16 protein-coding genes and 1 tRNA gene are annotated in these 21,247 nt (G+C 68.0%); 3 read left to right on the forward strand and 14 right to left on the reverse strand.

The features are described from left to right. Positions 1 to 110 precede the first annotated feature (110 nt). Positions 111 to 1,784 carry an aminotransferase class III-fold pyridoxal phosphate-dependent enzyme gene (locus tag SM191_RS18025; RefSeq protein WP_341507402.1) on the reverse strand — a complete coding sequence of 558 codons (1,674 nt, stop codon included), beginning with the start codon at positions 1,782 to 1,784 and terminating at the stop codon, positions 111 to 113. Between the two features lie 38 nt (positions 1,785 to 1,822). Between SM191_RS18025 and asd the strand changes: the two genes are divergently transcribed. Beyond that, positions 1,823 to 2,683 carry an archaetidylserine decarboxylase gene (gene asd / locus SM191_RS18030; protein ID WP_341507403.1) on the forward strand — a complete coding sequence of 287 codons (861 nt, stop codon included), beginning with the start codon at positions 1,823 to 1,825 and terminating at the stop codon, positions 2,681 to 2,683. 190 nt (positions 2,684 to 2,873) lie between these two features. Here asd and SM191_RS18035 read toward each other — a convergent pair. The 5 genes from SM191_RS18035 to SM191_RS18055 form a co-directional block, all read right to left on the reverse strand. Next, a tRNA-Arg gene (locus SM191_RS18035) sits at positions 2,874 to 2,950 on the reverse strand. Positions 2,951 to 3,023: 73 nt separating this feature from the next. Continuing rightward, positions 3,024 to 3,455: a DUF1178 family protein gene (locus SM191_RS18040; RefSeq protein WP_341507404.1), complete on the reverse strand. Its 432-nt coding sequence runs from the start codon at positions 3,453 to 3,455 to the stop codon at positions 3,024 to 3,026. After that, positions 3,452 to 4,276 (reverse strand): carbon-nitrogen hydrolase family protein, encoded by an 825-nt coding sequence (locus SM191_RS18045; protein WP_341507405.1) that lies wholly within the window; start codon positions 4,274 to 4,276, stop codon positions 3,452 to 3,454. The genes SM191_RS18040 and SM191_RS18045 overlap by 4 nt, the downstream gene beginning before the upstream one ends. Continuing rightward, complete coding sequence (gene grxC / locus SM191_RS18050; protein WP_267435703.1) at positions 4,273 to 4,530, reverse strand: glutaredoxin 3; 258 nt, start codon at positions 4,528 to 4,530, stop codon at positions 4,273 to 4,275. Before grxC ends, SM191_RS18045 begins: the two co-directional genes overlap by 4 nt. A 31-nt stretch (positions 4,531 to 4,561) precedes the next feature. After that, complete coding sequence (locus SM191_RS18055; protein WP_341507406.1) at positions 4,562 to 5,368, reverse strand: ComF family protein; 807 nt, start codon at positions 5,366 to 5,368, stop codon at positions 4,562 to 4,564. Here SM191_RS18055 and SM191_RS18060 point away from each other — a divergent pair. Next, entirely contained in the window at positions 5,352 to 6,200 is an 849-nt protein-coding gene (locus SM191_RS18060; protein ID WP_341507407.1) for a class I SAM-dependent methyltransferase, read from the forward strand. The genes SM191_RS18055 and SM191_RS18060 overlap by 17 nt on opposite strands. A gap of 34 nt (positions 6,201 to 6,234) precedes the next feature. Here the strand turns inward: SM191_RS18060 and SM191_RS18065 are convergent, their stop codons facing one another. The 8 genes from SM191_RS18065 to SM191_RS18100 all read right to left on the reverse strand — a co-directional run bounded on the left by SM191_RS18065 (position 6,235) and on the right by SM191_RS18100 (position 19,749). After that, positions 6,235 to 6,624: a response regulator gene (locus SM191_RS18065; protein WP_267435701.1), complete on the reverse strand. Its 390-nt coding sequence runs from the start codon at positions 6,622 to 6,624 to the stop codon at positions 6,235 to 6,237. Between the two features lie 66 nt (positions 6,625 to 6,690). Next, positions 6,691 to 9,102, reverse strand: coding sequence for an ATP-binding protein (locus tag SM191_RS18070; RefSeq protein ID WP_341507408.1), 2,412 nt, complete (start codon positions 9,100 to 9,102; stop codon positions 6,691 to 6,693). Further along, complete coding sequence (locus SM191_RS18075) at positions 9,089 to 10,333, reverse strand: EAL domain-containing protein (protein WP_341507409.1); 1,245 nt, start codon at positions 10,331 to 10,333, stop codon at positions 9,089 to 9,091. The genes SM191_RS18070 and SM191_RS18075 overlap by 14 nt, the downstream gene beginning before the upstream one ends. Positions 10,334 to 10,712: 379 nt before the next feature. Then, on the reverse strand, positions 10,713 to 11,882 hold the full coding sequence (gene argE, locus SM191_RS18080) for an acetylornithine deacetylase (RefSeq protein ID WP_341507410.1): 1,170 nt from the start codon (positions 11,880 to 11,882) through the stop codon (positions 10,713 to 10,715). 118 nt (positions 11,883 to 12,000) lie between these two features. Further along, positions 12,001 to 16,227: a translocation/assembly module TamB domain-containing protein gene (locus SM191_RS18085; protein ID WP_341507411.1), complete on the reverse strand. Its 4,227-nt coding sequence runs from the start codon at positions 16,225 to 16,227 to the stop codon at positions 12,001 to 12,003. After that, positions 16,227 to 18,365: an autotransporter assembly complex protein TamA gene (locus SM191_RS18090; protein WP_341507412.1), complete on the reverse strand. Its 2,139-nt coding sequence runs from the start codon at positions 18,363 to 18,365 to the stop codon at positions 16,227 to 16,229. Before SM191_RS18090 ends, SM191_RS18085 begins: the two co-directional genes overlap by 1 nt. Before the next feature lie 200 nt (positions 18,366 to 18,565). After that, positions 18,566 to 18,991, reverse strand: a complete 426-nt coding sequence (locus SM191_RS18095) for a hypothetical protein (protein WP_341507413.1) — start codon at positions 18,989 to 18,991, stop codon at positions 18,566 to 18,568. Next, positions 18,988 to 19,749, reverse strand: coding sequence for a prepilin peptidase (locus SM191_RS18100; RefSeq protein ID WP_341507414.1), 762 nt, complete (start codon positions 19,747 to 19,749; stop codon positions 18,988 to 18,990). The genes SM191_RS18095 and SM191_RS18100 overlap by 4 nt, the downstream gene beginning before the upstream one ends. A 90-nt stretch (positions 19,750 to 19,839) precedes the next feature. Here SM191_RS18100 and SM191_RS18105 point away from each other — a divergent pair, with 90 nt between their 5' ends. Next, positions 19,840 to 21,021, forward strand: coding sequence for an acetyl-CoA C-acyltransferase (locus SM191_RS18105; protein ID WP_341507415.1), 1,182 nt, complete (start codon positions 19,840 to 19,842; stop codon positions 21,019 to 21,021). Positions 21,022 to 21,247: the final 226 nt, after the last annotated feature.

The following is a 21,247-nucleotide window of genomic DNA, read 5'->3' on the forward strand; positions in this document are numbered from 1 at the left end:
GGAGGGGATGGGGGAGGGAAAGCCGCAGGCGACTGGCTCGGTGAGACACCATGCCCTCCCCCCAACCCCCTCCCGCCTGCGGGAGGGGGAGCAGCGAACGTGGGAGCGGGTCAGCCCCGCCCCAACCGCACCGCCAGCGACTCCTTCAGGATCCGCCGCCGGATCGCCTTGTTCGCTGCCTTCGGGTCGGTAGGTGCATTTGGCGAGGTCCACCACCAGCCATCGTCACGCATCTGTTGTCCCGCTGCAACGAAGCGGTCGCAAATCTCGGCGAACAGGGTGTCGTCGATGTCGAGGCTGAAGATCAGCCGCCCGGTTCCGACCCAACTCAACGCCAGCCCTTCCGCCCGGAGATAATATTGCAGCATCCAGTTATAGGGCGAGGCGACCGAATAGAGGATGGTCCAGATCGTCTGGACATGCGCGACCGACAGGGGCAGCCCGGCTTCCGCCATCCGCGCGTTGAACATCGCCGCACGGGCATTCCAGCGCTCGTCCAGTCCATCGTACAGCGCCGCCACCTCGGGCGTCTCCAGCCGCCGCAGAAAGGCGTTCATCGCCCCCATGACCATGGGGTGCGAGTTGAAGGTGCCGCGCGCGAAGCAGATGTCGACGGGCCGATCGTCGCGCCAGCGCTTCATCAGATGCGCAGGACCGCACAGCACACCGACCGGCAGACCGCCGCCCAGCGTCTTGCCATAGGTGATGAGGTCCGGCTTCACCCCGAAATATTCCGGCATGCCGCGCTTCGCCAGGCGAAAGCCCATGAACACCTCGTCGAAGATCAGGACGATGCCGTTGGCGCGGCAGGTTTCCGCAAGCCGGTGCAGCCAGTCGCGATAGGCGACCATATCCGCCCCCGCCATGCGCCCGCCATCGACCAACTGTCCGTCCGACGGGGCCGAGCCATTGGGGTGCATCGCCTGAAGCGGGTTGACCAGCACGCACGCGATGTCCTTGCGCGTCGCCAGCACCTTCAGCGTCCGCTCCGACATATCGGCCAGGGTCAGCGTCCGGTCGGCGGATACGGGGTTGCCGATCCCCGGCTGAACCTCGCCCCACCAGCCATGATAGGCCCCCGCGAACCGCACCAGACGCGGGCGGCGGGTGTGATAGCGGGCGAGGCGCACCGCCTGCATCACCGCCTCGGTGCCCGACATGTGGAACGACACCTCGTCCATCCCCGACAATTCGGTCAGGCGGCGGACATTGTCGGCGACGACCGGGTGGAACGACCCGAGCACCCCACCCAGATCGGCGACCATCGCCGCGCCTTCCGCCATGGTCCGTTTGTAGAAGTCGTTGCCGAACAGGTTGACGCCGTAGGAGCCGGTCAGGTCGATCAGCCGGTTGCCGTCCAGATCGATCAGGATCGGCCCTTCCGACCGCTCGTAAAACGCCCCCGTCGCCAGTGTCGTCCGCACCTTCTCGCGAAACTGGAACGGCACGCGGTACGCACCGGTGAATTGCAGGTCGGACAGGCCGGACCGCGTCTCCTTGGTCAGCGCCAGCGTCCTCGCGAATCGCGTCGCGAACACCCCGCCCAGCCGCTCGAACCCCGCGCGCCGCTGCCCGGCGACCGCGTCCGGCGCGTCATCGACGCGGAAGAAGCGATCCTCGCCATAGCTATAGAATGGAATCTGCCCCGCGATCCGCTTGGCGAGGCGGACGTGGCCGCCCAGCCCCGGATGCTTGGCGCGCGACAGCGTCAGGCGGCGATGCCCTTTGGTCAGGGCGACCGCACCGGCGGAGGCGGCCAGCAGGCCAGTGAGAATCGGGTTCATGCGGTCTTTGACCGCGTACCCATGACGGAGGCATGACAATGCGCGGACCCATCATGCGGTTCTTCCTGAACGAAGACATTAATTTTCTCGTCACCAACCGCCTGCCGCGCCGGTTCGCGACGCAACTGATCGGCAAGATCGCCCGGATCGAACATCCGCTGGTCGCGAAACCCAGCCTGGCGCTGTGGAAATTCTTCGCGAACGTCGATCTGTCCGATGCGCGGACGACCCGGTTCAAATCGTTGCGCGACGGCTTCGTCCGTCCTTTACGCGATGGGGCACGGGCCTTCGACACCGACCCCGACACCATCGCCTCCCCCTGCGACGCGCTGGTCGGCGCGCATGGCCGGATCGAGGATGACCGGCTCTATCAGGTGAAGGGCTTTCCCTATCGCCTCGGCGATCTGATCCCGGACCAAAATCTGGTCGAACGATTTTGCGACGGATCGTTCGTCACGCTGCGGCTGACGGCGGGCATGTATCACCGTTTCCACGCGCCGACCGACATCGCGGTGGAAGGCGTGACCTATTTGTCGGGCGACTGCTGGAACGTGAACCCGATCGCACTCAAACGGGTCGAGCGGCTCTTCTGCCGCAACGAACGCGCGGTGATCGAGGCGCGGACGCTCGTGTCGGGACGCCCCCTGCTGATCGTGCCCGTCGCCGCCATCCTGGTCGCGAGCATCCGCCTCCATTGCCTGGATACCGAACGCACCCTGCGCGAGCATGGCCCCGGCCGCCGCCCCTGTGCCGCCCGGATCGGCAAGGGCGAGGAGATGGGCTGGTTCGAACATGGCTCGACCATCATCCTGTTCCTGCCCCGTGGGATGACGCTTTCCGACCATCTGGTCGAGGGACAAGCGATTCGCGCGGGCGAGGTGATCGGGCGCACCGGATGAAATCGCTATGGGAGTGTCATTCCGATCAAGGAACCGCACGGACGCCCAAGGCGATCGCCGGGCGAGTTGGCGCTGGACGGCTGTTCCGTGCGAAAATCTCCGCGATGCGCCGACGGCGTCGTCCCGGCCCCGACAAGGATGACGCCCTGCCGATCACACCGCCATCCATCAAATCATTGATTCAGGAGCGTGGTGACCCCGACTGGATTCGAACCAGTGGCCCCCAGATTAGGAATCTGATGCTCTATCCTGCTGAGCTACGGGGCCCCACGCGGACGCGGTGATACTCGGGTCGCGGGGCGGGGTCCAGAGTGGTTTGGCGGGGCGCAACCCGCCGCCGTCAGTTGACTTGTTTCGGCGGCACGACGGGGAACGGCAGGGGCGCGACGGGGACGCCTTCCTCGACCAGGGCCTTGGCCTCGGCCAGGCTCGCCTGGCCGTGGATTTGCGCGACGGGCGCCGTGCCTTCATGCATCGCACGCGCCTGGTCGGCGAAGGCGGTGCCGACCCAGGTCGATTTTTCCAGCATCTTTGCCTGCTGGCCCGCCAGTTGCTCCAGCGCGGCGCGGATCGCCTGTGGCGAGGGCGCGTCGGGCTTGCTGTTGCCCTTGGCGGCGATCTGCGGGGCCATGACCGCCTTTTCGATCCGGCGATCGCCGCACAGCGGACATTCGACCTGCCCGGTCTCGCGCTGATCGGCATAGGCGTTGGAGGAGGCGAACCAGGCCTCGAACACATGGCCGTGCCCACATCGCAGGTCGAAGACGATCATGCCCGCACCACCGGCGGGATCGCGCGGCGATGGCGAATCGCGGGCAGGCGCTGCCGCACCGCATCGACCTGCGCCATGTCGACGGTCGCGAAGCCCAGCCCCGCCGCGTCGCCCATGTCCAGCATCACCTCGCCCCAGGGCCCGACCACCAGCGAATGGCCATAGGTGGCGCGACCGTCCTGATGCTCGCCGGTCTGCGCGGCGGCGATCAGGTTCACGCCCGCCTCGATCGCCCGCGCGCGGAGCAGGACATGCCAATGCGCCGCACCGGTCGGGCGGGTGAAGGCGGCGGGCACCGACAGGATCGTCGCCCCCGCCTCGGTCAGCGCGGCGAACAGCGCCGGGAAGCGCATGTCGTAGCAGATGGCGAGGCCCAGCCGCCCGACCGGCGTGTCGACCACCACCGCCTGCTCGCCGGGCGCATAGGACGCCGATTCCCGCCAGCTTTCGCCGCTGGGCAGGTCGACATCGAACAAATGCATCTTGTCGTAACGGGCGCGGACCTCGCCCCGGTCGTCGATGACATAGCCTCGATTGGCGAGCCGCCCGTCCCCGCGCCTGACCGCCAGCGAACCGAGATGGACCCACAGGCCATGCGCCGCCGCCGCCGCGCGGACGCGGGCGAGCACCGGGTCATGCTCTTCGGAGGTCAGATGCGCCGCCGCGCGCGCCTTGTCGCGGTCGATCAGTCCCGACATTTCGGGGGTGAACAGCATCGCCGCGCCCCCCGCCGCCGCCTCGGCGATGGCGCGTTCCAGCGTGTCGGCATTGGCGGCGGGGTCGATCCCCGCCGTCATCTGAAGAACCGCGACCGCCGTCATGCGGCCAGGAGCGGGTCCAACCCTCCGCGCTTGTCGAGCGCGGCCAGATCGTCCGAACCGCCGATATGCTGTCCGTCGATGAAGACCTGCGGCACGGTGGTGCGTCCGTTCGCGCGCTCGATCATCTCGGCGCGCTTGGGGCCGCCCATGCTGATGTCAAATTCCTCGGGCTCGACGCCCTTGGAGGCGAGCAGCGCCTTGGCCCGGGTGCAATAGGGACAGAACGCCTTGGTGTAGATTTCGACCTTTGCCATCCCCCTCAGGTGTGGCGCGCGGGGGCGCTTGTCAATCGTCCGCCCCGTCGATGACGCGCGCCCAGCACAGGATCGCGACCGACGCCGCCCCCGCCGCCAGCAAAGCGCGCACGCATGCATTCGCTGTCGCGCCGGTGGTATAGACATCGTCGATCAGGACGATGCGCCGCCCCTTCACCGCCGCGCGGTCGGTCACACGGAACGCCGAGGTCACGGCCTTCCGCCTTTCGCGGGGCGACAGGCCGCGCAGCAACGGTGTCGCCCTCACCCGCTCCAGCCCGCCCCGCAGCAGGGGAAGGCCGGTCCGCCGCGACACGCCCTCGCCGATCAGCACCGCCTGATTGAATCCGCGCCGCCACAGCCGCCAGCGATGCAGCGGCACCGGGACCAGCAATTCCGCATCATGCGGCACCAGGCGCGCCATCGGCCCGGCCATCGTCTCCGCCACGCCGATCCGGCCACCATGTTTCAGGCGGATCGGCAGTTCGCGCGCGATCGGGCCATAGGCGACGGCGGCGTGGATCCCGGCATGGCGCGGCGGTTCGGCGAGGCAGGCACCGCAATGCTGCCCCGGCTCCCCCGGCAGCGGCAGGCCGCAGCGGACGCATCCCGCCCCGTCCAGAAACCGCAACCGCCCCCAGCAGGACGCGCAGAAGCGGTGATCCGCCTCGACCGGCTCGGCACAGCCCGGACAGCGCGGCGGCAAGGCCCAGCGGATCGCCCCGGCCAGCCACCCGCCCGGCGCGAATCCCGTCGCTTTCGCTTGCCCACCCATCGGGTTCGACTTGTTCCCGATCGCACAAGCGCGCACAAGCGCGGCGGTGAGCAGCCCGACCATCTTCGACCGTAACGCCCGCCGCCGCCACCGCGACAGCGCCCAGCCCGATTTTGCCGCGCATGACTTCCTGCGCGCCGCGATGCTCGATGGCCTTACCGAACGGCTCGATGCGGTCACGCGGCCGTTCCGCCATATCCTGGACCTGGGGTGCTTCGACGGCCAGTTCCCCGCGCCGCCGGGGGCACAAGTGGCGCGGCTGGACCCCGGCTTCGCCTTTGCCCGCGCGGCCGGCGGCGTGCAGGGGGATGAGGATCGCCTGCCCTTCGCGGATCGCAGCTTCGACCTGGTGGTCAGCGCGGGTGTCTTGGACCAGATCGACGATCTGCCGGGAGCGCTGACCCTGATCCGGCGGGTGTTGCGGCCCGATGGGCTGTTCCTGGGTGCGTTCGTCGGCGGCGGTTCGCTGCCCCGGCTGCGCGCGGCGCTGCGCGTGGCCGAGGCCGAGCGCCCGGTCGCACGGCTGCACCCGCAGGTCGATGTCCGGTCGGCGGGGGATTTGCTGATGCGCGCAGGGTTCACCCTGCCCGTCGCCGATATCGAGACGCTGGAGGTCCGCTATCGCGACTTCGGACGGCTGCTGGGCGATCTGCGCGGCATGGGGGCAAGCAACATGCTGGCCGAACGTCGCCCGATCGGCCGCGCCGCGCTGGCGGCGGCGGCGGCGGCCTTTGCCGATCTGGCCGATCCCGACGGGCGCGTGTCGGAGCAGTTCAACCTGATCTTCCTGACCGGATGGGCCCCCGACCCTTCCCAGCCCCTGCCCGCCAAGCGCGGCAGCGCCACGGCGTCACTGGCCGATGCGCTGAAGCCCAAGCCGGATACGGCGCGCTAAGGCCGGGTCGACACTCACCCCTTCCGCGAAGGGCTCAGCCGATCATCGCGCCGCCACGGTCGCCCGCGAGGATACGGCCCATCGACTCGAACAGCTGGTCCATCGCGACGGGCTTCACGATGACGTCATCGGCCCCGGCGCTCATACAGCGTTCGCGCAAGTCCACACCGCTGTCGGCGGTCACGACGATGATCGGCACCTCGCCCTTGGCATCGCCCCGCGCGCGGATACGCTGAATGGCGGTGATGCCGTCCATGCCCGGCATGCGCAGATCGATCAGGATCATGTGATAGGAGTCGCGCTCGATCATATCGAGGCCGATCTCGGCATTTTCCGCCTCCGCCATGCTGGCGCCCGCCACGTCGAGCATATCGCGCACGACGCGCCGGTTCATGCGATCATCCTCGATGAAAAGGACGTTCATCGACGCCCCTTCCCCGTATCGCATTCCTTCGCGGTCATGACGCAGATCATAGCTCCGCCCTAGCGATCATGCCGCTTGCGTTACAAGAGGCGTAAAGGCGGTTTGCGGCGAGGTGTCGAACATCCTGCGCATCACCTCGACTCCCGCGACGGGCTTCGCGACAACCTCGATCAACCCGGGCCCAAAAAATTCGTTCCGCTCCAACGGGTCCGATTCCGGCCATAACAGGAACGTCGGAACCTCCGCCGCCCGGATCTGGGCCATTCGCGACAGCATCGGGCGGCCCTCCGCATCGCGGATCGCGCTGTCGTCGATCAGCACGCGCGAAACGCCTCCTTCAGCCAGGCGCGCGACGGCTTCGTCCGCGTCGGCGACGAACTGGGCGACCGCGTAGGGCGCGCAGAAATTGGTCCACATCGCCCGCCGGATCGGATTGCGATCGACGACGAGGACGATCGGACGCTCCACCGCCGGTGCCGGGGCGAGTTCGTCGAGCGGCAGAGTCAGGATGAACGTCGATCCCTGCCCCACCACGCTGTCCACCGTCACATCGCCCCCCATCGCCCGGGCGAGCCGCCGACAGATGGCCAGCCCCAGCCCGGTGCCGCCGAATTGCCGCGTGGTGCTGGCATCGGCCTGGCGAAAGGCCTCGAAAATCTCCTCCAGATTGTCCGGCGATATGCCGATACCGCTATCGCTGACGCGGATCGACACGCCGTCCGCCGTCCGCCGCGCCGACAGCGTCACCTGACCCGAAGCGGTGAACTTCAGGGCATTGGACAACAGGTTGAAGACGATCTGGCGGATGCGCGCCGGATCGCCCAGCACGGTGGCGGGACATTCGGACAAGTCGACGGTGAAGCCCAGCGCCTTGGCCGCCGCCTGCCCCTCGAACAGGCGCGAGGCATCGCGGACCGTGATCGCCAGATCGAAGGGCACCTGTTCCAGCGTCAGGCGGCCATTCTCGATCTTCGCCACGTCGAGCAGGTCGTCGACCAGCGCACGCATGGTCATCCCCGCGCCGTGCATCACCTCCACCCGCTCACGCTGTTCGCCCGGCAGCGCGCTGTCGGCCAGCATGATCTGGGTCATGCCCAATATGCCGTTCAGCGGCGTGCGGATCTCATGGCTGGTCGTCGCCAGAAACTCGGTCTTGACCGCCAGCGCCTTTTCGAGCCGATCGTTGGTCACGGCCAGATCGCCATGCGCGGCGCGAATCCGGTTGCGGCTGCGGCCCAGCGTGACCAGCCAGACGCCGAGCAGCGCGAGCACGACAACGATCGCGGCCACCGATCCGATCAGGATGATCCGCTCGGTCCGCAACTGCTCGCGCTCGAAGGCGATGTTGCGTTGCAGGTCGGCGGCCTTCATCCGCGCGATCCGCAATTCCTGATTGGCGAAGTCGAACCGCGCGCCCATCAGCGCGAGGCTGGTCGAGGTGGCGAGGCGGGTGGCGTCGTCGTCGATCCGCTTCAGCGCCTCCAGATGGCGAAGCGCATCCGCCGTCCGTCCCACCGCCGTATAGATTTGATAGGCGCTTTGGTGCGCATCGCGCAGCGACACGCCGGTCCGACCGACATCGACACCCTCGAAGCTCCGGTCGATCAAATTCGCGGCCTGGGCCAGTTGGCCGCGTTGAAAGGCGGCCTGGGCGGCGATGCTGTCCAACGTGCTCGTATCGCTGGAGTCCACGTTGCGGGCGCGCGCGATCGAGGACTCCGCCGCCGCAATCCGACCAAGCCGCAATTCGCTCCGCGCGATATTGCGCCAGACCTGCGCCAGCATCGGCGGACTTTTCAACTGCTGCGCCAGCGTGCCGGCTTCGCGCAACTGGGCCAGCGCATCCTCCGTCCGCCCCAGTTCGCCCAGGGTCAGCGACCGGTTGTTGAGGACGACCATGCGCAGCGCGTCGTCACCCTGATAGGTGGTCCGCGCCTGCTCCAGATAGCGGAGCGCCGACGCGAAGTCCTTTCCGTTGATGTACAGGTTCGCCATCTGGACGAGGGCCCGCGCCTGTCCGCGCGGATCGTTCAGATGCTGGAAGACACGATACGCTCCCTGAAAGGACTGGAGCGCGGCGGCGATATTGCCGGTGTCCATGTCCAGGCTGCCCTGGGACAATAGCAGGTTGCCATAGAGATCGGACCGCGGCGCCAGTCGCCGTGCGGTCGCCAGCGCAGACGAAATCGCGGTGCGGGCCTTCCGATTGTCGCCCAGCCGGCTGGCCCCTTCTCCGCGCAACCAGTCCGTCGTCGCCAGGGCGAGCGCGCGCTGGTCGGCGTCCGCCATTCGTGTGGCGGATTGCCGCGCCACCTCGGCCTTTTGGATGGCGACCGCCGGATCGCGGAGCATTTCGGCCTTGGCCGCCTCGATCGCGCGGTCGAAGCCGGGCTGCGGGACCGCTTCGGCTCTCGCCCGCGATCCCATGCCCGCCGCCAGCAATGCCGCGACGACCAGCGCGATCCTAACCGCGCGCATTCGCCACCAGACGGGCGAAGGGCGTCGGGCGGGCCATTGCCACGGTGGCCTGATGGCCCTGTTCCGTCAGGAAACGGGTCAGCGCCTCCAGGCCGATCGGACGGCTGATGAGATAACCCTGGATCATGTCGCACCCCATGACACTGAGCAGCGCCAGCGCGGCGGGCGTCTCCACCCCCTCGGCCACCACTTCCATCTCCAGCGCATGGGCCAAGTCGATGGTCGACCGGACGATCAGGGGATCGCGGTTGGAACTGGTCAATTGGGTGATGAACAGCTTGTCGATCTTCAATTCGCAAGCGGGCAACTGCTTCAGATAGGACAGCGAGGACAGCCCCGCGCCATAATCGTCGATCGCGACGGTGATGCCCATGTCGACGAAGGTCTGAAGATTGGCGATCGCGCTGTCGGGATCGCGGATGACCGAGGTTTCGGTGATCTCGAACCCGATACGGGCACCGCTGTCGGTCACCAGGGCGCAGGCTTCCCGGACGAAATTCTGGTCGCTGAGCAACATGCCGGAGATGTTGACATAGACACGCAGGTCGTGACCCGCACGGATCAGGCTTTGCTGGTCGGCGATCACCCGGCGCAACGTCCACAGGGTCAGCGGCGCGATCACGCGCGACTCCTCGGCCACCGGGATGAACTCCATCGGCGAGATCATGCCATAGACCGGATGCCGCCAGCGCAGCAGCGCCTCGATGCTGGCGATCCGCTGCTGACGGACATGGACCTTGGGCTGATATTCGACATAAAGCCCGTCATGCTCGACCGCCTGGCTGAGATCGCGGGCAAGCGCGATCCGGTCGAGCCGGTCGGCGCGCGCCGCCATCTCGCGCACCACGGGACGGCCTTCGATATGCCCATCGGCCAGCGCCTGTTCGGCATCCTCCAACAGGCGGATATCGTCGTCATGCGGCACCGTCGCCGCTGCGGCCCCCAGGACCGGTTCGACGCGACAGCGCTCGCCGCCCAGCTCGAAGGGCTGCGACAACAGCGCGTTCATCGCCGCCAATCGATCTTCCAGCACCGCACGCGTCGGAGCGAACATCATCATCTCGACTTCCGCCGCGCCGGTGGGCCGAACCATCGCCTCGGGAAAGGCCTCGGCCAGGCGTGCCACGATCAACTCGATCAGTGTGGCGCAATGAACCCGCCCGAAGCGGCGACGCAGGATGGTGAAGTTGCCGACCGCCAACAGGATCAGGAACTGCCAGTGCGGGTCCACCGCCTCCGCATTCGTGACGCCGGTGGCAGGGCCTGGAAGCCCGGATTCGCTGGCCGCGATTCGAGAGGGACTGTCGTTCACCCCTCAAATGTAACCGTGACCACTAAAGAAGGTGTTAACCTCCTTTCCCCGGCCATTCCAGTCCGTTAGCGCAACGGTTACCCATTGCGTCATAGTTAATTCGACATTAACTATATCCTCGCGTGCCGGAAACGGGCGTCAACGAGGGAGAATATCCATGCTGAAGTTCATCATCGCGCTGATCTACGGCGAGACCATGCGCCCCTGGTAATCACAGGTTATGTCATGAGGCGATTCGGAGCGGTCCTACCGACGGATCGCCTCATGATTTTCCGGCCGAATCGATCGGCCCCGTCCCTTATCGATACAGATCATCCGCCAGCCTCAGCATGAAGGCGGCCCCCCGCTCCATCTGAGCGACCTCGATATACTCGTCCGGTTGATGCGCCTGTGTGATCGAACCCGGGCCACAGATGATCGTCGAGAAACCCGCCCCCTGAAACTGCCCCGCCTCCGCGGCATAGGGCACCGCGCGCGCCGGGCCGTTGTCGCCCGCCCATGCGCGTGCCAGCCGTTCGGCCATTCCGTCCGCCTCGGGCGCGAAGGCCGGGGTGCGCGAGCGCCGCTCGACGCGAACCCCCGCTCCCGGAAAGCGCAGGCGCAGCGCCGCATCCGCCTCGGCGCAGGCGGCGAAGAAGGGGGCCAGCACTTCCTCCGGCTCCTGCCCCGGCAGGGTGCGCAGGTCGAAGGCGAACCGACACTCCCGCGCCAGGATGTTGACCGCCGTGCCGCCCGCCATCTGGCCGACGGTCAGGGTGGCATGATGCGGACAGAAGGGCCCCTGCGGATCGCCCTCCCCCGCCAGTCGCTCGGCGAGGTCGGCCAGTCGCTGCATCAGCCGGATCGCGACCATATTGGCCGACACGCCCAGATGGGTCAGGCTGCTATGCGCTTCATGCCCCGTGACGGTGACGATCCAGGTCGCGATCCCCTTATGCCCGCCGACCACGACCATCTCGGTCGGTTCGCCCACCACCACGGCGGCGGGGGCGGGCAGTTCGCGCGCGATCTCGGCGATCATCGAGGGCGCGCCCAGACATCCCACCTCCTCGTCATAGGAGATTGCCAGATGAAGGGGACGCTTCGCCCCGGCGCTCGCCACATGCGGGGCGAGCGCCAGCGACAGGGCGAGGAACCCCTTCATGTCGCAGGTGCCGCGCCCGAACAGCCGGTCGCCGCGCCGGGTCAACCGCCAGGGATCGCTGGTCCAGGGCTGGCCATCGACCGGCACGACATCGCTATGCCCCGACAGGACGACGCCGCCCCGCTCCATCGGCCCCACCGTGGCGTAGAGATTGGCCTTGCTGCCATCGGCATTGAACACCCGCCGCCCGCCGACCCCGAAGCCCGCCAGATGCCGCTCGACATAGGCGATCAGGTCCAGATTGGACTCGCGCGAGGTGGTGTCGATCGCGATCAGATCGGCGAGGATGGCGATGGCTTCAGCGGACAACTGGTCGGGGGTCATGCGGCCATCCTGCCGGATGTTGCACTTTGGTGAAACCCCAGCCGATCTGGAATGACAACCACCCTCACCCTTTCCACCCACTTGCAGCGGGCGAGGAGGGTGAGGGGGGCGGCTCCGGTCAGAAATCCCGCGAGTAGCGCAGGCTTCCCGCCGATCCGCCGAACGATCCGGTCTGGGTGAGCAGGCTGAGCGTGCGGGTCAGCGCGATCTGCAACTGGGTGGCGGTGAAGCCGCGCGCGTCGGTGACGATCTCCACATAGATATTGTCGGTCAGGTACTTGCCCGCCGCCAGGCTGGTGCCCCGCCCGGTCGCCTCGTCGGCACCCAGCACGCGCAGCCGGTCGAACCCGGTCGCCGAGCGCAGCTTGCCCAGCGGGTTCAACCCGCCGCCGCCCGACCCGCGCAGCGAGTTGAGCGCGGCGGCCAACTGGATCGCCTCGGTCGCCGACAAATTCTCGGGGTTGGTCCCGAACAGCAAGCGGCTGAGCACCTCGTCCTGCGGCAGTGTCGGCGTCGAGGTGAAGCTGATCTGCGGACGCTGGCCGGTGCCGGTGACGTTGATGACCGCGGTGATGCCGTCGGTGGTCGTCGTCGCCTGGATGTTGATGTCCGGATCGGTCAGCACGCCGCCACGGAAGCGGATCGTGCCGCGATTCACCTCGAACCGCTTGCCCGCGAAGCTGTAGGTGCCGCGCACCAGGTCGAGCCCGCCATTGATCGTCGGCGCAGCACTCGTGCCGCCGATGCGCAGGTCCATCTCCCATTCGGACTCCAGCCCCATGCCGGAGACGAACAACTGGTTGTTGGCGCGGACCCGCAGGTCGAGGCGGAACAGTCCCGGCGGCGGGGTGGGCGCGGGCCGGTCTGTCGGACGCGCCACGCGAATCTCGCTGCGACGGCGCACGCCGCTCAGCTCGGGTACCTCGGCCTGGCCCTGGCGGATGATCTGATAGCGTGCATTGGGTACGGTCAGGTCGCCCTGGATCAACCCGCCGTCGCGACCATGGGTCAGGCGAACCGTACCGCTGGTCGTCGCGGCCAGCGCGTCGCTGTCGGCCAGGCGGGCATTGTTCAGTTGCGCGCGGATATCGATCGGATAGCCGCTGTCCGCCGCCAGACCCACGGTCCCCTGCGCCTGGATGCTGCCCTCGCCCGCCTTGGCCTGGAGCCGCGTGATCTCCAGCCGGTCGTTGGAGAAACGAGCCGCCAACTGCATGTTGCTCAGGCGTGTGCCGTAAGCCTCATTGTCATAGGTCAGATTGTCGGCGCGGATCAGGCCGTTCAACTGCGGCGCGGAAACCCGGCCCGAGAAGTCGGCGGCAACCGCGATCGGCCCCGTCAACTGCTGGTTGGGCAGCGCCGCGAAGGAGAAGAGCACCGCGGACGGGCCGTTATAGCGGATGCCGCCCGACAGCGGGGCCTGCATCAGCCGGTTGACCCAGCCGCCATTGCCCGGGGGCAGCGGACGCAGATTGGCGACCATGCGGCCCACCACCAACTGCCCGCGCCGGATCAGCGCGCGTGCTTCGCCACCATCGGCGACCAGGCGACCCGCAAAGACGATATCCACCGCCTCCGACACCGCCGCCAGCCCGGTGCGCCGGAAATTGGCGACGGTGAGGCGTGCCTCGGCCGCCGGGAAGCTGGCGTCGCGCGCCTGGGTGAAGTCGAGCGCGCCGCTCGCCTGCCCCGAAATGCCCAGATTGGGGACGAAGGCGTCGAGGATCGACATGTCCAGCCGGTCGAGACGGGTCTGAACCTTCATCCCGTTGCCGTAAGAGCCCGCGATCCGCACCGATCCCTGGCCCAGGTCGATCCGGGTCGGCGCCAGCCGCCATTCGCCCGCGACATTCTGAACCCGCGCGGGATTGGTCGTGCGGAAAGCGATGCCGTTCGCCTGCCCCTTGGCCGCGATCAGATAGTCGTTGGGGCTCAGCCGGGCGTTGAGCGCGACGTTGAACGGAATACTCGACGATCCGGTCATCACCGCCTGCGCCGTGCCGCGCCCGCCGGTATAGTTCACCTTGGCGCGCGCCGACTGGATCACGACCTCGCCATAGCGGGTGTCGGCCAGTTGCGCATCGGCGACGATCTGCGGTGCCTTGGGCAGCATGACGATGCTGGCGTTGACGATGGCGCGACCGATGGTGAAGTCGACCATGCCGGGCACACGCGCATTATAGGCGCGCGCGGCGACGTCGGCACGCTGGTTGCCGCCCTGGTCGGCCAGTTGGACGCGGCCGTTGATCCCCTGCCCCGCGAATTGCAGCGCACCGGCGAACGGCCCGGCGGCGGTCTGCACGACGCGGCCCGTGGTATTGATCCCGGCGAAGACCAGGCTGCGGATATCGATCGCCAACTGCCGCCCGGTGCTGACCAGCACATTGGCGGTGAACGGCCCGTAATCGGTATCGCCGCGGGCGTTGACGGCATAGGCCCCGTTCCGCCCGACGACCCGCGCCTGGAGATTGGCGAGACCGACGCCGACGCCCGGCCTGGCCGCACGCAGCACGATCACCGGATTGGTCTGCGACCCCGTCACGCGCGCGCTTAGCGGGCCATATTGGCTGGAATAGGCGTCCGCCGACACCGCCACCGCGCCGGTCGCGGGGTCATAGCGCCCGCTGCCCCGCGTCACGCGGAATTGCGGCGCGGTCAGGCGAAGGCCGCTGAACGTCACGATGCCTTGCGGGCTATATTCGACATCGGCGCGCACGATCGCATTGCCGCCCAGGAAGTTGCGCGCACCCTCGTTGAAGATCTGCGAGGTGCGGGCGACCACCCGGCCCTTCATCCCGAAGCCGGTCGGCGTCGCGACCAGATTGGCGTCGGTGGACAGGTTGATGATGCCGATGCTCTCGACCCGGTAATTGTTCACCCGGCCCTTGAGCGCGCCGGTGTAGCGCCCGGTCTGCATATTGGCGACGATCACCGCCGTCGCATCGATATTGTCCGACCGGATGCGCAGATTATCCGACAGGATATTGGGCATGGCGATCGCGAAATCGCCCTGGATCGCAACATTGGTGGTGAGGCCGCCCACCGCCGCGTTGAGCCCCGCGATCCGCTTCGCGCGCGCCTTGACCGGCACCAGGATGCGGTCGGCATTCACGGTGGCCAGACCCTCGGCATAGAGATTCTCGACCGAGGTCTCACCAAAGCCCAGGGCCGTCGCCCGGACCTTGTAATCCACGGTCGGCGTCGCGAAGGCCCCGTTCAGCACCACGCGCGCCAGCACGTCGCGGCCCGTCAGAATGGGCGCGATGGCACCGGGCGTCAGCAGCTTGGCATCGACCGCGAAATTGCCGAACCGGCTGTTCGCCATGTCGAGCAACCCGCCCGCATCGACCATCAAGGCCGACGAACGCAGCTTCATCCGCGTATCCGCCCGCCGCTCGTCGAGCGTGGTGTCGATCGCGACTTGCAGCGCGGGCGCGGTCAGCCGTTCGACCGGTCCTTCCAGATACAGGCCGGGCCGGGTCACCCCCCGCACCTCGATATGCCCATCCCGCGCCGTGGCGTTCAGATTGGCGAGTTCGCCCCCGCCCAGCGTCGCGATCGCGCGCCCCTGCCACGCTTTCCAGCCGCCGCGTCCATCGACCGACAGGGTCAACGGCGCCTTCAAGCCCGCCATCGACGCGACGACACCGCCGGTCGGCGCGGTCAGCTTCACATCCACCGCCAGCCGATCGGCATCGGGCACCGCGTCGAGCACCAGCCGCAACCGGTCACCACCCGCAATCCCCGGCCCGCGCAGCGCATCGGCGCTGGCCGTCACCTGCGCACGGCGGTCGGCGATATGCACCTTGCCGTCGATCGCCAGCACATGGCGCTGCCCCGTCACCGGCGCACCGATGACGAAGCGCTTGATGCTCAGCCGGTTCACGTCGATGTCGAGATCGGGCAGCAGCGGCGCGTTGGGGTCGCTGGGCGTCTCCTTCAACTCCGGCTTGCGCGCCAGCGTGACGAGGTTCGCGTTCAGCGAGCGCACATCGACATGGTTGTTGGTATAGGCGAAGGGCCGCCAGTCCACATCCAGGCGCGGGCTGGACAGGAACACGCCCTTGGGGTCGCTGACCCGCAGATCGACCAGGCTCATCCGGCCATAGAGCGAACCCTCGATCCGCCCGACCTTGATGTTCAGCCCCGATGCGGTGGTGTAGCCGCCCAACTGGTCCGCGACGAAGCGCCGCCCCGGATCGGTATTGATTCCCAGCAGGATCGCCCCGACCAGCAGGATCAGGCCCAGGATCACGATCCCGATCCATTTCAGGATACGCTGCCACAACGGGCGGCGCGTGGTGACGGTGTCCGATTCAGGCGCCATGGTCTGTTCGTCCGCCATCAGAAGGCCTGCCCGATCGAGATATACAGGGCCACCTTGCCGTCACCCGGACGCGGGTTCAGCGGCGTCGCCACGTCGACGCGCAACGGCCCGAAATTGGTGTAGAAGCGTCCGCCGATACCCGCGCCGAAGCGCAGATCCTTGCCCGTGGGCAGCGTGCTTTCATAGCTGTTGCCCGCATCGACGAACGGCACGATGCCGAAATTGCCGAAGCGATAGCGCGCCTCCAGCGCGAACTCGTTCAGGCTGCGTCCGCCGACCGGATTGCCCTGCGGATCGAACGGCCCGAGCCGCTGGAAGCCATAACCGCGCACCGACCCGCCGCCGCCGCCATAATAACGCCGCGACGGGGCCAGATCGTCGCGATCGATCCCGAAGATCGCGCCGCCCCGCGCGCGTCCTGCGATCACCAGGCTGTCGTTCAGCGGGTAGTAGAAAGTCCCCTCGATCATCGTCCGCGCATAGGGCCGCACCGCGCCACGCACCGAGGTTTCCGGGCTGAGGTTCAGTTTCAGGCGATAGCCGCGCGTCGGATTGAGCAGGTCGTTGGACTGGTCGAACACGACCTGCCCCGGAATCGCCGCGATGCCATAGGTGCCGCGCACCCGCTCGCCACGCGCGAAATCATAGACGCTCTCGTTGGTGCCGGTCAGCTCTCCGCCGAACGCATAGGTGAATTTCTTCTGCCAGATCGGCGTCGAGTCATAGCTCCAGCGGAAGGCGACCGTGCCGATGAACGCATCGAAGGCGTCGTAATTCTGGTGGCTGGCCGAGGCGATGACCTGAAACGTCCGGTCGCGCCGCCCGGCGTTGGAGCGGCGGAAGGTGCCGCTCAAGCCCTGTTCCTGCGTGCCCGCGATGACCGAGGCGATCAGCGCGCCTTCGGGCTTGAAGGCGTTACGGTTGGTGAAGCTGCCCTGCAACCGCACACCCTGGCCGGTCGAGTAACCGCCTTCGCCCGACAGGGTCCGCGCAGGGCCCTTTGTCTGTGTCACCTGAAGATCGATCGCCTCGGTGCCGTCGGGATTCATGCGGCCCGTCCGCTTGGGTTCGACCGCGACGCCATTGAACAGCCCGGTCGCGACCAGCGCATTGCGCAGATCGTCGGTCAGTCGCGAGTCGTACAATTCCCCTTCGTCGAAACGCGGAAAGACGTTGAGATGATAGAGGTCGAAGACCTGATCCCCAACCGTGGTCAGCTTGCCGAACGACGAACGCGGCCCCGTATCGACCGGCAGCGTATAGGCCCCGACCGGCTCCGGCCCCTGATCCTCCAGCAATATGTCGCGATCGCCGACCTTGACGAAGGGATAGCCGCGCTGGGGCAGGACCAGGCTGACATTCGCCTCCGCTCCCTCGATGCGGGCGGCCTCGATCGGGTCGCCGACCTTGATCGGCAGGTTGGTGCGGACCAGATCGGGCGGGGTCGTTCCCTGCGCATTCACCGTCACCGACGACAGGCGATACAGCCGCCCCGGCGTCGCGGTCAGCAGCACCTTCAAACGGCCCGCCTGCCCCTCACCCTGCGGCTCGCGTTGCAGGGTGGAAACGGCGGTGGCGTCGTAATAGCCGAGCGACTTCATCAGCCGGATCGCAAGCTGTTCGTCCTCGCGCGCACGGGCGGAGACCTGGGTCGCGTTGGCCGCCCTGCCCTTGCCTTCGCGCAACGCCGACAGCCCCTTGAACTCGTCGTCCAGGTTGAGATCGGCCAGCCCGCGAACCTCCATGTCGTACCGGATTTCGGGCGCACGCTCGCTTGTCGGATCGGTGGCGGTCTGGAGTGGCGTGGAGTCGAAACTGCCGAGCGGGGTCAGCGGCTGGGCGAGTTGGGGGTCTTCGGGCGCGACCGGGCCGATCGCCTCGCCGGTGGCCAGCGGCTGCGCGGTCTGCGCCTGGGGAAGCGGCGGCGCGGCCTGCGGCGTCGGGATGGTGGTCGTCTGGGGCTGGGCCGTCGTCATGGTCGACATCGGCTCCAGCGGCGCGTTGATGTCTCCGCTCAGCGGCGGCAGCGCGGCGTTGAACTGCGCATCGGGGACGATCGGCGCGTTGCCCTGCGGATCGGTCGTGCCGTCACGCTGGTCCTGCGGCAAGCTGGGTCCCTGCGCGGGCGCGCTGCCGGGCTTCGACAATTGCGCCATTGCCGGGGTGATTAAGGATGTGGGAGCAATCAGCGCGACCGCAAGCCAGGTGTGTCTGCCGATCCGTCCCGCCACGCCGTAGAAAACCCCTTTCCGCAAAAGGGTCTTCCGTCATTCGGATCGATCCCCCAGCACCCCTCAAACGCCAAAAGGTCAGCGCAGGTTCCCTAGCATCGCCAATAGTATCGTTGCCGCCATCCTTACCGGGCGGCGGCGGGAGCGCAGCCGACCAGCCCGCCGACCGGCACCACGACCTCATCCTGTCCGTCGCGAGCGATGCTGAGGCTGGCGTCGGACACGATCGCCCCGTCCTGCAACGTCTCGCGCTGGGCGATGGTCATGGTCAGCGTCGCGCTGACGCCTCCCCCGGCATAGCGGGTGCCGCTCGCCAGCCCCAGCGCGCCGCCTTCGCCCGCCCGGGTCGCGGCCAGATCGACCAGCTTGCCGTCCAGCGACAGCCTCAGCCGCGTCGGCTCGACCATCGCGACGAAGCGCTGGTCCTGCACGGTCCACAGATAGGCCGCGCAGCCGCGTTCGGGCAGTTGCTGGCGCGGCAGGGTGCCCAGGGTCGGAACGGCGGCTGGCGCTTGCATCAGCGCCAGGGCGAAGAGGGGCAACGGCATCATGCCCCGGATGCTATCATCAACATCCAGCATGGGTAAGCCGCCACCGCCAGCAACAGGCCGAGGGGCACCATCTCGTCCGCCGCCACCCGCGTCCCCAGCAGGCGACGCAGCAGCACATAACCCAGCCCGATGACACAGGCCGCCAGCAACACCCCCGGCAGCATCCGCCAGCCCAGCCAGAGCCCGATCGCCCCCATCAGCTTGGGGTCGCCGCCGCCCATCCCTTCGCGCCCCCGGACATGGCGATAGGCCGCCGCGATCCCCCACAGCGCGCCGAACCCCGCCAGCCCCCCGACGATCCGATCGCCCAGCAACGGCGCATGGCCGAGCGCCCCGGTCACCAGTCCCGTGCCCGCCAGCCACGCGATCAAGCGATCCGGCAACCACAGCGCCAGCGCATCGAGCGACGCCAACGCCAGCAACGACCAGCCGAACAGCGCCCCCGTCCAGCCATCCGGTCCCGCCACCCAGCCGGCCGACACGCCGATCAGCGCGGCGATGATTTCGATCCGAATATGGACCGGATCGATGCGCTGCCCACAGCGCGCGCATCGTCCCCGAAGGACCAGAGCGCTGACGATCGGCACCAACTCCCACGCCCGCAGCGCCTTGCCGCACCCGTCACAGGCCGACCGCCCCGCCAGCACCGATCGGTCGTCCAGCCATCGCAGCACCAGCGCGCCGACGAACGACCCGATGATCGCCCCCGCCACGCCGTAGATACCGGCCCAAAGCATCGATCCCGCCCCGAAACTCATGCCCGGTCCCTACGCCCCCGCCCCTTTGCGCGCCACGGGCAAAAGGCGTAAAGCCCGGGGCAAAACAACCATATCGGAGAGCATGCCGTCATGACGGACCCCATCGTCATCCTGTCCTATGCCCGCACCCCCATGGGGTCGTTCCAGGGCAGCCTGTCCGGCCTGTCCGCGACGCAATTGGGCGCCACCGCCGTCAAGGGCGCGGTCGAGCGGGCGGGCGTCGACGCGTCGGCGATCGAACGCATCCATATGGGCTGCGTCCTCCCCGCCGGACTGGGCCAAGCTCCCGCGCGTCAGGCGGCGATCTTCGCCGGGCTGGGCGAGCATGTCGAGGCGACCACGGTCAACAAGATGTGCGGTTCGGGGATGCAGGCCGCGATCATGGCGGCGGAGGCGCTGGCGGCGGGCTCGGCGGAGCTGATCGTCGCGGGCGGCATGGAGAGCATGACCAACGCCCCTTATCTCAGCCACAAGCATCGCGGCGGCGCGCGCATCGGGCATGACACGCTCTATGACCATATGTTCCTCGACGGACTGGAGGACGCCTATGAACGCGGTCGGCTGATGGGCCATTTCGCCGAAGAGGCGGCGCAGGACTATCAGTTCACGCGGGGGGCGCAGGACGGCTTCGCCATCGCCTCGCTGGAGCGGGCCAAGGCGGCGCAAGCCTCCGGCGCGTTCGACCGGGAAATCGTGCCCGTCACGGTCAAGACCCGCAAGGGCGAGGAGCACGTGACGCTGGACGAACAACCCGCCAAGGGCGACCCGGCCAAGATTCCGACGCTGAAGCCCGCCTTTTCGAAGGACGGGACGATCACCGCCGCCAACGCCTCCTCCATCTCGGACGGCGCGGCCGCGCTGGTGATGACGCGGGCCAGCGTCGCCGAGCGGCTGGGCCTGACCCCGATCGCGCGGGTCGTGTCGCACGCGGCGCACGCCCATGCGCCCGCGCGGTTCACCACCGCACCGGTCTTCGCGATGCGCAAAGCCCTGGAGCGGGCGGGCTGGTCGACGGGCGATGCCGATCTCTATGAGGTCAACGAAGCCTTCGCGGCGGTGGCGATGATCGCGATGCACGACCTGGGCTTGTCGCACGACCGGCTGAACGTCCATGGCGGGGCCTGTGCACTCGGCCACCCGATCGGCGCGAGCGGCGCGCGGGTGCTGGCGACATTGCTCTCGGCGCTGGAGACGAAGGGGGCGAAGCGGGGCGTCGCCTCGCTCTGCATCGGCGGCGGCGAAGCCACCGCGATGGCGGTGGAGGTGTTGTAAGGGGGGAACCCTCACCTCTTGGCCCACCTCCCGCCCGCCGGAGCGCCCTCTCGTCTCACGCCCCTCCCGCAAGCGGGAGGGGCTTCTCTTCTTACTCCCCTCCCGCAGGCGGGAGGGGCTTCTCTTCTTACTCCCCTCCCGCAGGCGGGAGGGGAGTAAGAAGAGAAGCCCCTCCCGCCTGCGGGAGGGGAGTAAGAAGAGAAGCCCCTCCCGCTTGCGGGAGGGG

Origin of the sequence: Sphingomonas sp. 2378 (assembly GCF_038084995.1) — a bacterium.
Lineage (GTDB): Bacteria > Pseudomonadota > Alphaproteobacteria > Sphingomonadales > Sphingomonadaceae > Sphingomonas.

Coding starts and splice junctions, on each gene's coding strand:
- SM191_RS18025 (WP_341507402.1), bottom strand. CDS start 1,784: ATGAACCCGATTCTCACTGGCCTGCTGGCCGCCTCCGCCGGTGCGGTC.
- asd (WP_341507403.1), top strand. CDS start 1,823: ATGCGCGGACCCATCATGCGGTTCTTCCTGAACGAAGACATTAATTTT.
- SM191_RS18040 (WP_341507404.1), bottom strand. CDS start 3,455: ATGATCGTCTTCGACCTGCGATGTGGGCACGGCCATGTGTTCGAGGCC.
- SM191_RS18045 (WP_341507405.1), bottom strand. CDS start 4,276: ATGACGGCGGTCGCGGTTCTTCAGATGACGGCGGGGATCGACCCCGCC.
- grxC (WP_267435703.1), bottom strand. CDS start 4,530: ATGGCAAAGGTCGAAATCTACACCAAGGCGTTCTGTCCCTATTGCACC.
- SM191_RS18055 (WP_341507406.1), bottom strand. CDS start 5,368: ATGGTCGGGCTGCTCACCGCCGCGCTTGTGCGCGCTTGTGCGATCGGG.
- SM191_RS18065 (WP_267435701.1), bottom strand. CDS start 6,624: ATGAACGTCCTTTTCATCGAGGATGATCGCATGAACCGGCGCGTCGTG.
- SM191_RS18070 (WP_341507408.1), bottom strand. CDS start 9,102: ATGCGCGCGGTTAGGATCGCGCTGGTCGTCGCGGCATTGCTGGCGGCG.
- argE (WP_341507410.1), bottom strand. CDS start 11,882: ATGACCCCCGACCAGTTGTCCGCTGAAGCCATCGCCATCCTCGCCGAT.
- SM191_RS18085 (WP_341507411.1), bottom strand. CDS start 16,227: ATGGCGGACGAACAGACCATGGCGCCTGAATCGGACACCGTCACCACG.
- SM191_RS18090 (WP_341507412.1), bottom strand. CDS start 18,365: ATGGCGCAATTGTCGAAGCCCGGCAGCGCGCCCGCGCAGGGACCCAGC.
- SM191_RS18095 (WP_341507413.1), bottom strand. CDS start 18,991: ATGATGCCGTTGCCCCTCTTCGCCCTGGCGCTGATGCAAGCGCCAGCC.
- SM191_RS18100 (WP_341507414.1), bottom strand. CDS start 19,749: ATGAGTTTCGGGGCGGGATCGATGCTTTGGGCCGGTATCTACGGCGTG.
- SM191_RS18105 (WP_341507415.1), top strand. CDS start 19,840: ATGACGGACCCCATCGTCATCCTGTCCTATGCCCGCACCCCCATGGGG.